The sequence below is a fragment of the Clostridium fungisolvens genome (genome assembly GCF_014193895.1).
Taxonomy (GTDB): Bacteria; Bacillota; Clostridia; order Clostridiales; family Clostridiaceae; genus Clostridium_AR; species Clostridium_AR fungisolvens.
The window spans coordinates 4,881,353-4,896,657 of sequence record NZ_BLZR01000001.1 but is presented as its reverse complement, the minus strand read 5'-3'; the positions used below and the strand labels follow the sequence as shown (position 1 = coordinate 4,896,657).

The window sequence follows — 15,305 nt, the reverse complement described above, 5'->3', positions numbered from 1 at the left end:
TATAATATACATTAAGTATATGAATATTCTTGTATAGATAAGATTTATAACTTAAGTACCTATAAGATTATCTTAAATACTTCAATTCTAAAAAACTCTAAGTAAAAATAGCATTATAAAAGTATTATAAAATTAATATATTTAAATATTAAGTCTGCCTATGGTAATTTCCTAAAAATGCAGAAAAAAATAATTTAATTAGATATAATAAATATTATAGTTGAACATAAACACAAATTCACTATTATTTATATCTTTAACAGTAAAATAGGATTTAAACATATTGATTAAGCAATATTATTAGATTAATATTAATATGCTTATATTCTATGCCTACAAAATTATATAAATAGAGGAGGGGAATGCTTTATATTAATAAAGCTAATATTTTTATGAAAGAATACATAATGGTTTTTAAGAATACACATGATGCTATTGGAGCAGAAAAATTTATTAAGAGTAATGAATTAGAAGTAGTTGTAATGCCTACTCCAACATATATAACCCAGAGCTGCGGGATATGCATAAGGCTTAATGATAATGTGCTCAACAAAATTGAAAATGAGCTAAATAACAAGATTAATTTTAAAAGCATATATTTAATAGGAAACGAAGGTTTGAAGTTATATAAATAATGAGGTGATTATATATGTCAGCTATGGATACACTTTTCTCTATAGATTATGATAAAGGAACGCTAAATTTAGCGAATATGGCAATAAAGTTTGAAGTAATAAACAATATACTATGGAAAACATTTACTATTATAGTTATAATATTTATCATGTACATCTCAATAAGAATAGGAAATGCAATAATTGATAAGTTTGTAAGGAAGCAGATTGAAAGTGAACATAGATTCACAATGGATGAAAAAAAGGCTAGCACTATCGGTGAATTATTAAAGAGCATATTAAAGTATACAGTATACTTTTTCGGAATAGTAGGTATCTTATCAGGTTTGTTTAATGGAATATCTCTTACTTTTGCAAGTATAGGTGGAGTTGCAGTTGGTTTCGGTGCTCAGAGCATCGTAAAAGACCTAATAAACGGCGTATTTATATTATTTGAAGATCAGTATGCCGTAAGTGAATACGTCACTATAGGGTCATTTAGCGGCATTGTAGAAAGTATAGGGATAAGAACTACTCAGCTTAGAGATTTCTCAGGTGATATACATCTTATACCTAACGGAACAATAAGTACAGTAACTAACCACTCACGAGGAAACATGAGGGTTATGCTTGAGATAGAAATTGACTATGAAGAAAATGTAGATAGAGCTATCGATACGATAAATCAAGTATGTGATACCTACTCAAGGGATAATAATGATTTAATTGATAAACCACAGGTAGTGGGAGTAACATCGCTAAGTCAAACTGGAATAGTTATAAGAGTGTCGGGATCAGCTAAGCCAATGATGCAGTGGGCTGTTGAGAGAGACCTAAGAAAAGCGATAAAGATAGAATTTGATAGACGAGGAATAAAAATTCCGCATCTTAATGTTCAAAATGTTGTAACTAATAAATTAAGAGAACAGCAATAATAATCATTAACAATATATAGTGGAGGAAACAATTATATGCAAGTATTTAACTTAGGTGATGTAGTAGAGATGAGAAAACAACACCCTTGTGGAAGCTATGAATGGGAAATTATTAGATTAGGTGCAGATATAAAAATAAAATGTTTAGGTTGTGAAAGAATAGTTATGCTTTCTAGACAAAAGTTTCAAAAGGGAATAAAAAAAGTAGTAAAATCAAATGAGATATCTTAATTGGTATAAAAAAACTTGCAAAGATTTATAACTAATGATATAATTTTTCATTGTGGATCCCTGCAATGCTATGCATTGCCGTTAGTCCAAAGGGAGGAGGTGAATGTGATGAGAAAGTACGAAACTATATTTATATTACATCCAACATTTGAAGAAGAGGCTGTTAAGGCTTCAATAGAAAAATTTAAAGGTGTAATTGAAAATGGTGGCGGAACTATCGATAACGTTGATTTTTGGGGTAAGAGAAAGCTTGCTTACGAAATATCAAAAGTTAATGATGGTTACTACACTTTAATAAACTTTACAGCTGGTCCAGAATTACCAAGAGAGTTAGACAGAATATTCAGAATCACTGATGGCGTTTTAAGACACATAATAGTAAAGGAAGAAAAGTAAGAGGTGGTATAAGAAATGAATAGAGTTATTCTTATAGGTAGACTTACAAAAGATCCTGAGCTTAGATTTACACCTGGAGCAGGAACTGCGGTTACTACTCTGACTCTTGCCGTTGACAAGTTTAATCGTCAATCAGGTCAAAGAGAAGCAGACTTCATATCTGTAGTGGTATGGGGAAAGCAAGCTGAATCTACTGCCAATTACATGAGTAAAGGTAGCCAAATGGCTATAAGTGGTAGAATTCAAACTAGAAGTTATGACGCCAAAGATGGTTCAAAAAGATATGTCACTGAAGTAGTTGCTGATGAGGTTCAATTCCTTGGAAAAGGAGCTGGAAACTCACAATCAGGAAACAATAGTTTTGGTGGCGGTTCTGAATATGGAGCTCCGTCAAATGATCCATTTGGTGGTATGAGCTTTGATGAGGATATGACTCCCGTAGATGATGGAGATATCCCATTCTAATTCTAAAAGGTAAGGAGGGAAAGTCGTGAGAGATAATAATAATGGTGGAATGAAGAGAAATGGCGGAAAAATGAGAAGATCCAAGAGAAAAGTTTGTGGATTTTGCGTTGAAAAAGCTACTTCTATAGATTATAAAGACATCAATAAGTTAAGAAAGTATGTAACTGAAAGAGGAAAGATACTTCCAAGAAGAATTTCAGGAACATGTGCTAAGCACCAAAGACAATTAACTGATGCTATAAAGAGATCAAGAAACATAGCATTATTACCATTTACTACTGAATAAGTAGTTAAATCCCACAATGAAAATTGTGGGATTTTATTTTTTACTGTTAATGAAAGTATAAAACTCTAAAGTAACTTTAACTTAGAGGTTTCATTTGTTTTTTTAATATTTTATAGCTATAGTAAAAAATAAAATTTATTATCATGTTAAGTTTTCTTAATATAAACTATGAAATTAGAATCACAAAAAATCACTAATGAAAAAATTAGTGATTTTTTTATCTTTAATAAATTAATAAAGTAGTAATATGATTAGGCAGTTTAAAAAATTATCACTTTAGATAGTCTTATTATAACTATTTGAAAAATACGTTTAAACTAGATTTCAGGTTGAGGTGTTTTATCTTTATATAAATACCAATATTCTAATTGAAAACAGTAAAACATACATCTAATTAGAGAATAATATACAGATAACTTAGAAAAAAGCATATAAATCATGTATTTTAGATATATTTGGTTGAAATACCATGAGAAAAAAATTAAAATATATATTATATATGAAAGGTTAGGAATATGAGGTTGATATGATGAAAAAAGATAATTTCAATATTATGTCTGATATAAAAATTATAGAAGATTTAAAAGCACAGCTGCTATGTATAATAGCAGAATTCTTTAGGCTATTAACTAAAGGAAGTAATGTTGCCCATGATGCTATATTAGAATGTATTTCCGGGGCAATAATAATTTTATATCTATTGGCAGACAAATTAGGTTATTCATTTATTGAAGTAGATGAAGATATGAAGAAAAAAATTAAGATTGGTATTGTAGAGGGGGATAATATAGAAAAGGATGGTAAAAACTTAAGTAGATTGCATAGCCATCTTAAAGAAAGAAATTAACCTTTGGAGGAAAACAATGAAAGAAAATAAGTATACGGCAAGATCTACGGTAGAAGCAGGACTAATGTCAGTAATTGTATTTATAATCCTTATGATTACTACATATGTTCCGTTAATAGGAATGGCTGGCTTCTTTGTGTTACCAGTGCCAATAACATTATTATATTTAAGGCATAATAAGGTAGTTGCTATATTATCTGTTATAGTTAGTACTATTTTAATTAGTATGTTTTATAATCCTTTATTAGCGATAGCTTCAGCGATTTTATATGGGGTATCTGGTTTATCATTAGGTTTTTGTATCTCAAGGGGATTTAAATCAACGCTTACTTTAGTTATAACTAGTATAGCTAATTTTATTGGTATTATTATAAACGTATATCTAACAGTATTTTTGGTAACAAATATAAGCCTAGTGCAAATGATTCAACAGATGATAGATCAAATGAAAATGGCAAGTGACATATATAAAAATGCTGGAATTGATATGAGCACAAACCCTGCATATCAACAAATACAACAACTTAATGTAAATACTGTCTTATTCATGATTCCCGCGGTATTAATTACTTGTACCGTAATAATATCATTATTAAATTATATAATAGCAAAAAAGATGCTAAAGAGATTTGGACACAAATTTGATCCAATAAGGAATTTTATGAATTGGTATCTAGATAATAGAGTTGGAGCACTCATGATTTCTATTGTCTGCTTAGGAATAATCTTAAAGTCTAGAGGCTTTATGATTGGGGACTATATACTTACTAGTTCAATGACCATCTTGCAGTTTACATTAATAATTATAGGAACATCTATTGTATACTACTATTTAAAGACTAAACTTAACGTGAAAAATGGAATTGCTATTGCTATATGTATATTTATAGCTTTTTCAGGGGTTTCAAGCGTAGCATTTTATATTGGGCTAGTAGATTTGGTATTCGATATTAGAGGGTTAGATCCAAATAGCCTTGGAAATGCCTTGAGGAAAAAATTTATAAAAAAGTAGCCTTAAAATTATTTTTAAGGGGGAGATCAAGATATGAATAATTCTAAGACAACTAAATCAGGTTATATGATTTCAATAATTATTTGTATAATACTATCTCTGATTATGTTATTTCAAGGCTATATGTATTTTGCTTATATTCTCTTACTAATAACAATAGCATTAACTATTTATCGTTTAAATTATAGTATAAAATCAGAAATTAAAGATCAAGATTCTTATGATGAAACAGTAGAATCTAAAGAAATTAATGTTACGTATATAGTTGAAGATTTTGTAAGAGAAACTATGATGCTACAGATATATCCATTAGTGATTATAAAAGAAAATGGAGAAGTGATTTGGCATAATAAAATATTTGAAGATAGCTTTGAATCAATTAATTATAATGGAGAAGTTATTTCATCCATAGTAAGGGGATTAGAGCTTGATGAAATAATGAAATTGTCTAATGGGATTTCCTATAAAGTAAAATTGAATAAGCGAATATATGAAATTTATTCAAGGAGCTTAAAGATAGACGACAATGAAAATATACACTTAGTTTACTTTAACGATATAACTAATATAACAGAAGCCACTAAAGAAAGTGTAATGCTTATAGAAGTTGATAATTTGAGTGAAGTTGTAAAGATGACAGAAGAGAATAATGGACCATTTCTTATAGCAGAGGTAGAGAAAAATATAAATTTATATGCTCAAGCCCTTAATGCTATGATAAGAAAATATGATAATAATAAATATGTGCTTGCGGTTCCTGATTATAATATAGATTCTCAAATTGCCACAAAGTTTGATATACTAGATAAAGTAAGAGAAATAAATTTAGGTAATAAGATGGAAGTCACACTAAGCATTGGAGTTGGAAGGGGAGGAAACTCACCAGCCCAAAATCATGCATACGCAATTACTGCAAAAGAACTAGCACTTGGAAGAGGTGGAGATCAGGCTGTAGTAAAGAAAGGAGAGAAACTTTCTTTCTTTGGTGGTAATAAAAAAGAGCTAGAAAAAAGAACAAGGGTAAGAGCTAGAGTTGTTGGGCATGCATTAAAAGATTTAATATATGAAAGTAGTAAAGTTTATATAATGGGACATAAGAATCCTGATATGGATTGCTTTGGTGCAGCAGTAGGAATTGCTGCAGTGATACGTCAATTAGGAAAGCAATGCAATATTGTTCTTAATAACGATAACAGAGCTATTGAAGGTTTCCTAGACAAGATAAGGCAAATAAAAGATTATGAAGATGTATTTATTAATTCAGAATCTGCAGTAAATAGCATAGATGATGATACCTTGCTTATAATTGTTGATGTGCATAGCAGGGGTTATGTTCTAGATAAAAATATATATGAAAAAAGTAAGAAAATTGTTATAATTGATCATCATAGGAGAAGTCCTGATTTTATAGAAGGAGCTCTTCTAACTTATATTGAAGTATACGCATCATCAACATCAGAGTTAGTTACCGAGATTGTTCAATATATGCTTGAAAAACCAAAGTTGCACCAGCTTGAGGCTGAAGCACTTCTTGCAGGTATAGCTATGGATACAAAGAATTTTGTGTTTAAAACAGGTGTAAGAACTTTTGAAGCTGCATCTTTTCTTAGAAGAGTTGGAGCGGATACAGTTGATATAAAGAGATTCTTTAGTAATGATTTAAAGAGTTATATCCAAAAAGCAGAAACTATAAGATCTGCTGAAGTGGTAAATAATATAGCAATTGCCGTATGTCCACCAAATGTAACACAAACTGTAATAGCTGCACAAGTTGCGGATGATTTACTAAATATTACAGGTATTCAAGCCTCCTTTGTTTTTGTTAAAATAGATAGAGACATTCACATAAGTGGAAGATCCTTAGGTGATGTTAATGTTCAAGTTATTTTAGAATCCCTTGGAGGCGGCGGTCACATGACTATGGCAGGTGCTAAGCTAACGGATGTAGCTATAGAGGATGCGAAAAAAATCTTACAAAAGGCTATATCAGAAAATTTAAGGGAAGGTGAATAAAATGAAAGTTATATTATTACAAGATGTTAAGAAGTTAGGTAAGAAAGGTGATGTTATAGAGGCATCAGATGGATATGCTAGAAACTACTTATTTCCTAGGAATCTAGCAGAACAAGCAAATGATTCAAATCTTCACGTATTAAATGCTAAGAAAGAAACAGAAAGAAGAAAGAAACTTGCTGAAATAGAAGAGGCTCAAAAGTTAGCTGATGAACTTAAAAATAAAGAAATAAAAATTGTAGCAAAAACAGGCGATAGTGGAAGACTATTTGGAGCTATAACTAGCAAAGATGTAGCTGAATTAATTAAAAAACAATACAATGTGACAATAGATAAGAAAAAAATAGTCATGGAAACATTGAAGCTAGCTGGAACTTATGATATAGAAGTAAAATTATATCCAGAAGTTAGCACTAAGATGAAGGTTGTTGTTGCTCCACAATAATAAGGAGGAGTCATAGTTTGAAATCACAAAATGATATAGATGTTTTACAAGATATATTTAAGAGCGGAATGAATTTAGAATCACAAGTTAGTGTCCTTTTTGAGGTTGCAAAGAATGTTCTCGATGAAGGGGCTGTTAGAGCAAGAACTGTAAGACATAAATTAAATAAATACGTTAAATCAAAGAATGTTTACGATAGATTATATGCATTAAATAAGATAGTTTCAGATGGTAAGGGATTAAAATCCGTACCATCTGAAGCCAATCTACATGAGGCTTTAGAAGATACATATGGATGGCTTTCAGAAGAATTAGCAAGGAAGTATATTCAAAGTAGAATTGAAGAACAAGTTCAAGATGCTATCATGGAAAAACAAGATAAGTATATCGATGAGATGAAGCTTGGAATTATAAGAAAACAAAAAGGCCCTGAAAATGCAAAAACTTTAAAGAAGTATGCTCAATTTGAAACCTTGGATGCAAAGGTGCCTAACAAGAATATAATGAGCTTAGTTAGACCATCTTCGTTTGATGAAGTTATTGGACAAGAAAGAGCTATAAAATCATTAATTTCTAAATTAGCTTCACCATATCCTCAGCATATTATATTGTACGGGCCTCCAGGAGTAGGTAAAACAACTGCAGCTAGACTAGCATTAGAAGAAGCTAAAAAACTTAGCTTTACACCATTTAATGATAAGTCTAACTTTGTTGAGGTTGATGGTACAACTTTAAGATGGGATCCAAGAGAAATAACAAATCCATTATTAGGTTCAGTACATGACCCTATATACCAAGGAAGTAAAAGAGATTTGGCTGAAGTAGGAGTTCCAGAGCCAAAGCCAGGCCTAGTAACAGATGCACATGGAGGAGTTTTATTCATAGACGAAATAGGAGAATTAGATGATATCCTTCAAAATAAACTTTTAAAAGTTTTAGAAGATAAGAGAGTAGAATTCTCTTCATCATACTATGATCCCGATGATGAAAATACTCCAAAGTATATAAAGTATCTATTTGAGAATGGAGCACCAGCAGACTTTGTACTTATTGGAGCAACAACAAGAGATCCTGGTGATATAAATCCAGCCTTAAGATCAAGATGTACAGAAGTTTATTTTGAACCTCTTACTGTTTCAGATATTAAGGTTATAATAACAGATGCTGCTGATAAGCTTCAAGTTGCACTTGAAGAAGGTGTAGATGAATTAATATCAAGATATACTATCGAAGGTAGAAAAGCTGTAAATATACTCGCTGATGCTTATGGATATGCGTTATATAACTTTAAGGATAATGTTCCTGAAAAAGTGACTGTTACATTAAAGGATGTAGAGGAAGTAATATCTATAGGGAGATATATACCTTATGAAAGAGTTGATAGTGATACAAAATCAGAAGTAGGACATATATATGGTTTAGGTGTATCGGGATTCCTTGGATCTACTATAGAGATTGAAGCGACTGTTTTTGAGGCCAAGGACAAAGGATCTGGACAAGTTAGGTTTAATGAAACAGCTGGTTCTATGGCAAAGGATTCAGTTTTTAATGCTGCATCAGTTATAAGAAAGATAACTGATAAAGATATTAAAGATTACGACATACATGTAAATGTAATTGGTGGAGGAAATATTGATGGTCCTTCAGCAGGAGCTGCTATAACTGTATGTATAATTAGTGCTTTGCTTAACAAGCCTATAAGACAAGATATAGCTGTTACTGGAGAGATATCACTTAGAGGTAAAGTTAAGCCTGTAGGTGGAATATTTGAAAAGGTATATGGAGCTAGAAGAAAAGGAATAAAGCTAGTGGTAGTTCCTAAAGACAATGAAAAAGAAGTACCTCTAGGTTTAAAGGATATAGAAGTAAAAGCTGTTGAAACTATAGAATCACTTATGGAAATAGTTTTTGAGGTATAATAAAGCTATGAGGCTGTCCATAATGTATAATGATGCATTATGTGCAGTCTCATTTTTACTAATAAAAGAAGTATTTATTTTCATAAATGTATTGATTAATTATTAAAACAAATTCATAATATTATATGCAAATATAATGGAGAAGGAGCGAATCATATGGATAATACACCTATCATGAGGAGTTTACCACAGAGCATAGAAGCTGAACAATCAGTACTTGGCTCTATGATAATCGATAGGCAAGCAATAGCTCAGGCTGCAGAAGCATTAACACCTGATGACTTTTATAGAGAAGCTCATAAGGTTATTTTTTTAAGCATATCTGAGATGATTCAAAAAGATCAACCTATTGATTTGGTAACTCTATTAGAATATTTGAAGGCCACAGACAGGTTAGAAAAAGCAGGGGGTATGACTTACGTAACTGAAATAAGTGGTTCCGTACCAACTACTGCTAACTTGAGTTCTTATATAAAAATAGTGTCTGAGAAGGCTACATTAAGAAAATTAATAAGGTCTTCCACCGAGACAATAGAAGATTGCTATAATAGTCAGGATAATGTTGAAAAGGTAGTAGACTCAGCTGAAAAGAGAGTCTTCGAAATAGGCGAGAAAAGGAATACTGGAGACTTTGAATCCCTAAGTGCCATACTTGAAAGAGGTTTTGCAGAAATTGAAAGACTTTTTAATGACAAGGGTGCTTTAACTGGAGTAGCCTCTGGGTTTGTTGATCTAGATTCTAAAACCTCAGGTTTCCAGAGAGGAGACATGGTTCTAATAGCAGCAAGACCTTCAATGGGAAAAACTACGTTTGCTCTTAATATATGTGAACATGCTGCGCTTAGAGAAGGGAAAAGCGTAGTTATATTTTCTTTAGAAATGCCTAAGGAGCAATTAGCTTACAAGCTTTTGTGCTCTGAAGCAAATGTAGATATGGTTAGTCTTAGGACAGGTAATTTAGAAGATAAGGATTGGGAGAATATAGCTAGAGCAGCTGGCCCGTTATCTTCAGCTAAGATATATATAGATGATACAGCTGGTGTAACTGTAATGGAAATGAGGTCTAAGTGTAGAAGGCTTAAGATGGAGTATGGTATAGATTTAATAATGATAGACTATCTTCAGCTTATGAGTGGTAGTAGCTCATCAGATGGAAATAGACAACAGGAAGTTTCTGAAATATCAAGAAGTATAAAAGCATTAGCTAAAGAGATGCAATGTCCTGTTATAGCGTTATCCCAGTTATCTCGTGCACCTGAACAAAGAGCAGATCATAGACCGATGTTATCTGACCTTAGAGAATCTGGTTCAATAGAACAGGATGCTGACTTAGTTATGTTTTTATATAGAGATGAATATTATAACAAAGAAACTGATGATAAAAATGTTGGTGAATGTATAATTGCGAAACACAGAAATGGTGAAGTTGGTACAGTTAAACTTGCATGGCTTGGTCAATACAGTAAGTTTGGTAATCTGGATGTAGTTCATTAATTAATGCTTAATATTTTTATTGCAAATATAATAAATTATATAAGAAATAAAAACGAGAGGTGAATAACAATTATGGAATGTGACGGGCATAGTTGCTTAAAACACATTGAAAAATTGAATACTAAGAAGTAGAAGGAAGCAACTATATTTAATCATTTTATATTGTTTGATATACTTTCCTTCTACATGGTGAGGAGGAAAAGTAAAATGAAAACTTTCGGTAAAGAAGATATAAAGGAAATGATACTAACTCAATCTCTTGAAAGTTTAGAGAAACTTTTGGAAGAGGTGCATCCAGTAGATATATTGGATGTACTGAGGGAGCTTGAGGATGAAAAGTACTCTATATTAAAGAAACTTCCTAACTGGCTTGTTGCAGATATATTTGAAGAGATGGATGAAGATGAGCAGCAAGAAGCGTTAAATCTTTTTTCAGAACTAGATCAATTTAAGATATTAAATGAAATGAGTTCTGATGAGATAACAGATCTTTTAGGAAATCTAGAGCCTGATAAAGTAGATAGATTCTTAGGTAATATAGATAAAGAAGATGCTGAAGAAGTTAAAGAACTGCTTACTTATGAGGAAGATACAGCTGGTGGTATAATGGCCACTGAATTTATAGCAATAAAAGAGAATATGACGGTAAAAGAGACTTTAAGTTATTTACAAACTACTGGAATAGAAGCAGAGACTGTTTATTATTTATATGTTCTAGATAGTAGCGGAATACTAACCGGCATATTGTCATTAAGAGATTTAGTAATATCATCTTTCGATACTAAAATCAGTAGTATAATGACAACTAGTGTAAAGAGTGTTCCTGTACATATGGATCAAGAGGAAGTTGCTAACATATTTCAAAAGTATGGATTTCAGGCAATGCCTGTAATTGATGATTTAGGTGAAATGTTAGGGGTAGTAACTTTTGATGATATCATAGATATAGTAAGGCAAGAGGATAATGAGGATATATATCGTCTTGGAGGGCTTAGTGAAGGTGAAGCTGTAGATGGTTCAGTGATGGATTCAGTAAGAAGTAGGCTTCCTTGGCTTCTAGTAAATCTAATTACAGCTATAATAGCGGGCGCTACGGTAGGATTGTTTAGTTCCACAATAGATAAATTAGTAATACTAGCAACATTCAATCCAATAATAGCTGGTATGGGTGGCAATGCAGGGACTCAGAGCTTAACTCTAATAGTAAGGGGAATAGCTTTAGGTGAATTAAACAAAGAAAATGCAAAAAGGGTATTCCTAAAAGAAATTATTGCTGGACTGTTTAATGGAATAGCAATTGGAATAGTTGTGGCTATACTAGGTTTGATATGGGCAAATAAGCCAGTATTTGGATTAGTGGTTGGAGTTGCTATGATACTAAATATGTCTTTGGCTACAGTAGTGGGGTATCTTGTACCAGTAATTCTTAAAAAGTTAAATATAGATCCTGCACTTGCTTCAGCAGTTTTTGTTACAACATTTACAGATGTATGTGGTTTCTTCTTCTTCTTAGGATTAGCCACAATGTTTTTGAAATACTTAATGTAGATGGTTTAGACTGTGAATTAATATATATTAATTATTTGCATAAGCTAGTTAAAGTGTAGGATGACTAACCAATTAATTTCAACACGGTACCTTAACAGTCATACATCAAAAATGATTAAGCTGGATAAATTTTAAATATACATTAAAAGACAATTAGTATATGGGATGTTCTTGAAACAAGGAACATTTCAATAATATATTAATTGTCTTTTTTACTTTATAAGAAAATCTCTTAAGCAATTTTTTATTTAAGTTATTACAATAGTGTGAAATTTGGTTTATTATAACTTTGACTTTGGTTATAATTAAAGATAGATTATAGAGTTCCTAACTCAACTATTAATTTATACATGCACGAAAATCCCCAGAAGCCGAGATTTTCGAACAAGTAGAAATTAAGTTTCGATACAGGAACTCTTTAGTTAAATCATATATAGAAAATTAAGGCTTTATTGGTACTAATAGTAGAACTTTAAGAAGCAGATCCTAAGATTTATTGTTATATTAAAGATGTACCACTTCGCTCCGAAATCTATTTTTAGAACTCTCACGGATTCTGGTGAGAGAATTTAAAAATATAAGTTTTATTACGAAGTGGTACATCCATATAAATAATTATTAAAATAAAACTTTATGAGAATTGGGTATAGAATAATTTATTGTGTGAGGTTAATATGGAAAGATACATTATGTCATTAGATCAGGGAACCACTAGTTCTAGATGCATTCTTTTTAATAAGGAGGGTAACATATTATCAATAGGACAAATGGAAATTTCTCAGATATATCCAAAGGCAGGATGGGTTGAGCATGATCCTATGGAGATATGGTCTACTCAATATAGTGTGGCAATTGAAGCTATGGCTAAGGTTGGAATTCAAGCATCTCAGATATCAGCCATAGGAATCACAAATCAAAGAGAGACCACAATAGTTTGGGATAAAACTACTGGAGTACCTATTTATAATGCTATAGTTTGGCAGTGCAAGAGAACAGCTGAATATTGTGATGAAATCAAAGCTAAAGGTTATGAAAACAAAATAATGACTAAGACTGGGCTTAGGGTAGACTCTTATTTTTCTGCTTCTAAGATTGCTTGGATATTAGACAATGTAGAAGGTGCTAGGGAGAAGGCTGAAGATGGAAATCTACTTTTTGGAACGGTAGATAGCTGGCTTATATGGAAATTAACCAATGGAAGAGTTCATGTTACTGATTATTCCAATGCATCTAGAACATTATTATATAATATACATGATTTATGTTGGGATAAAGAATTATTGGAGATTTTCAACATACCAGAAAGTATGATGCCAGAAGTTAAGAATTCAAGTGGATTATTTGCTACTACTAATAGTAGATTGTTTGGTGATGAAATTCCTATATGTGGTGTAGCCGGAGATCAACAAGCTGCTTTGTTTGGACAAACATGTTATGAGCAAGGAGCAGTTAAGAATACTTATGGTACTGGATGCTTTATGCTGATGAATACTGGGGATAATCCCGTAAAATCAGATAAGGGACTATTAACTACAATTGCCTGGGGAATAGGTGGTAATATAACTTATGCATTAGAAGGAAGTGTATTTGTAGCTGGAGCTGCTGTACAATGGCTTAGAGATGAGATGAGGATGATTGATACATCGAAGGAATCGGAAGAATATGCATGGCTAGTAGAAGATACAAATGGAGTTTATTTTATACCAGCTTTTGTAGGACTTGGTGCTCCTTATTGGGATCAATATGCTAGAGGAATGATAACAGGGTTAACTAGAGGAGCAAAGAAAGAACATATAGTAAGAGCTGTTTTAGAATCTATAGCATATCAAACCTATGATATTCTAAGGGCTATGGAAGATGATTCTGATATAAAGTTAACGAGCTTAAAGGTTGATGGTGGAGCCGCAGCTAATAACTTTTTAATGCAGTTTCAAGCTGATTTAATAAATACGAGAGTATATAGACCTAAAGTTATAGAAACTACAGCACTTGGAGCTGCATATCTTGCAGGATTAGCAGTAGGATATTGGAAGGATATTGAAGACATAAAGACCAACTGGAGTGTAGGTAAAGAATTTAATCCTTGCATGAGTGAAGATAGAAGAAATAGCTTTTTGTCAGGATGGAATAAGGCTGTAAAAAAGGCTTTAAGCGATGAAAGAAAAGATAGTTAATTAATTGAAGTGCGATGAAATTTTATATATTTTAATGAGGTGAATTTAATTGAAAAAAGTTTTGGGATTTATAGGTTGTGGAAACATGGGAGCGGCTATGGTTGGAGGTATAATTGCATCAGGAATTGTAACAAATGATAATATTATAGCCTCTACCAAGACTAAGCAATCAGCAGAAGCTCTTGAACGAAAGTTTGGAATAAAAACTACTCAAGATAATAAGAAAATAGCTTCTGAGGCTGATATAATATTTTTAGCAGTTAAACCATTTATGTATGATGCAGTAATTGAAGAGATAAGGGATATCATAAGTACTGATACCATAGTTGTTACTATTGCAGCTGGTGTAGAACTTGAAAAAGTTAAGAGCACTTTTAAAAGAGATGTAAAGTTAATTAAAACTATGCCCAATACACCTGCCTTAGTTGGCGAAGCAATGAGTGCTATCTGTCCTTCAAGTAATATATCTGAAGAAGAGCTTGATTATGTAATAAATATATTCAATTCTTTTGGAAAGACTGAAATACTTGATGAGAAAGACTTTCACGGATTTATAGCCCTTTGTGGATCTTCTCCAGCATATGTATTTATGTTTATAGAGGCAATGGCAGATGCAGCGGTTAAAATGGGGATTCAAAGAAAGAAAGCATATAAATTAGCTGCACAGTCTGTATTAGGCTCAGCCAAAATGGTATTAGATACTGAAAAGCATCCTGGAGAACTTAAGGATATGGTTTGTTCGCCAAGAGGTACTACAATAGAAGCTGTAATAGAGTTAGAAAATGGTGGAATGAGATCATCTATAATAAAAGCTATGGAAAAGTGTGAAGAGAAATCTAAAAATATGTAATAAATAGTGAATTTAGAGAAGTAAGTACTTAAAGCAATAAGTATTTACTTCTTTTTTTATAATTTTAGGTACTGTT

Annotated in this window: 15 protein-coding genes; all 15 read left to right on the top strand. The window is 31.8% G+C overall.

The features are described 5' to 3' along the window. The first annotated feature begins 362 nt into the window (after positions 1-362). The 15 genes from bsdtw1_RS21730 (at position 363) to proC (ending at position 15,229) form a co-directional block, all read left to right on the top strand. A complete protein-coding gene (locus tag bsdtw1_RS21730; RefSeq protein WP_371874743.1) occupies positions 363-635 on the top strand; it encodes a putative Se/S carrier protein in 273 nt (90 codons plus the stop codon). A 14-nt stretch (positions 636-649) separates the two neighbouring features. Continuing rightward, positions 650-1,549: a mechanosensitive ion channel family protein gene (locus tag bsdtw1_RS21725; protein WP_244638204.1), complete on the top strand. Its 900-nt coding sequence runs from the start codon at positions 650-652 to the stop codon at positions 1,547-1,549. A gap of 36 nt (positions 1,550-1,585) precedes the next feature. Then, positions 1,586-1,780 carry a DUF951 domain-containing protein gene (locus tag bsdtw1_RS21720; RefSeq protein ID WP_183279562.1) on the top strand — a complete coding sequence of 65 codons (195 nt, stop codon included), beginning with the start codon at positions 1,586-1,588 and terminating at the stop codon, positions 1,778-1,780. A gap of 108 nt (positions 1,781-1,888) precedes the next feature. Further along, positions 1,889-2,176 carry a 30S ribosomal protein S6 gene (gene rpsF / locus bsdtw1_RS21715; protein WP_183279561.1) on the top strand — a complete coding sequence of 96 codons (288 nt, stop codon included), beginning with the start codon at positions 1,889-1,891 and terminating at the stop codon, positions 2,174-2,176. 15 nt (positions 2,177-2,191) lie between these two features. Continuing rightward, entirely contained in the window at positions 2,192-2,641 is a 450-nt protein-coding gene (locus bsdtw1_RS21710) for a single-stranded DNA-binding protein (RefSeq protein ID WP_183279560.1), read from the top strand. A 49-nt stretch (positions 2,642-2,690) separates the two neighbouring features. Next, complete coding sequence (rpsR, locus tag bsdtw1_RS21705; protein WP_183279878.1) at positions 2,691-2,927, top strand: 30S ribosomal protein S18; 237 nt, start codon at positions 2,691-2,693, stop codon at positions 2,925-2,927. Positions 2,928-3,456: 529 nt separating this feature from the next. After that, complete coding sequence (locus bsdtw1_RS21700; RefSeq protein ID WP_183279559.1) at positions 3,457-3,774, top strand: MazG-like family protein; 318 nt, start codon at positions 3,457-3,459, stop codon at positions 3,772-3,774. A 16-nt stretch (positions 3,775-3,790) separates the two neighbouring features. Then, a complete protein-coding gene (locus tag bsdtw1_RS21695) occupies positions 3,791-4,786 on the top strand; it encodes a YybS family protein (RefSeq protein WP_183279558.1) in 996 nt (331 codons plus the stop codon). A gap of 33 nt (positions 4,787-4,819) precedes the next feature. Further along, a complete protein-coding gene (locus tag bsdtw1_RS21690; RefSeq protein ID WP_244638203.1) occupies positions 4,820-6,799 on the top strand; it encodes a DHH family phosphoesterase in 1,980 nt (659 codons plus the stop codon). A 1-nt stretch (position 6,800) separates the two neighbouring features. Further along, the gene (gene rplI, locus bsdtw1_RS21685; RefSeq protein ID WP_183279557.1) at positions 6,801-7,244 is read left to right on the top strand and encodes a 50S ribosomal protein L9; all 444 of its coding nucleotides are present in this window, start codon (positions 6,801-6,803) and stop codon (positions 7,242-7,244) included. Between the two features lie 17 nt (positions 7,245-7,261). Next, a complete protein-coding gene (gene lonC, locus bsdtw1_RS21680) occupies positions 7,262-9,163 on the top strand; it encodes a Lon family ATP-dependent protease (RefSeq protein ID WP_183279556.1) in 1,902 nt (633 codons plus the stop codon). A 156-nt stretch (positions 9,164-9,319) separates the two neighbouring features. Next, the gene (locus bsdtw1_RS21675) at positions 9,320-10,657 is read left to right on the top strand and encodes a replicative DNA helicase (RefSeq protein WP_183279555.1); all 1,338 of its coding nucleotides are present in this window, start codon (positions 9,320-9,322) and stop codon (positions 10,655-10,657) included. A gap of 207 nt (positions 10,658-10,864) precedes the next feature. Then, positions 10,865-12,205: a magnesium transporter gene (gene mgtE, locus bsdtw1_RS21670; RefSeq protein WP_183279554.1), complete on the top strand. Its 1,341-nt coding sequence runs from the start codon at positions 10,865-10,867 to the stop codon at positions 12,203-12,205. A gap of 674 nt (positions 12,206-12,879) precedes the next feature. After that, on the top strand, positions 12,880-14,379 hold the full coding sequence (gene glpK / locus bsdtw1_RS21665) for a glycerol kinase GlpK (RefSeq protein ID WP_183279553.1): 1,500 nt from the start codon (positions 12,880-12,882) through the stop codon (positions 14,377-14,379). Positions 14,380-14,428: 49 nt separating this feature from the next. Beyond that, positions 14,429-15,229 carry a pyrroline-5-carboxylate reductase gene (gene proC / locus bsdtw1_RS21660; protein WP_183279552.1) on the top strand — a complete coding sequence of 267 codons (801 nt, stop codon included), beginning with the start codon at positions 14,429-14,431 and terminating at the stop codon, positions 15,227-15,229. The last annotated feature ends 76 nt before the right edge of the window (positions 15,230-15,305 follow it).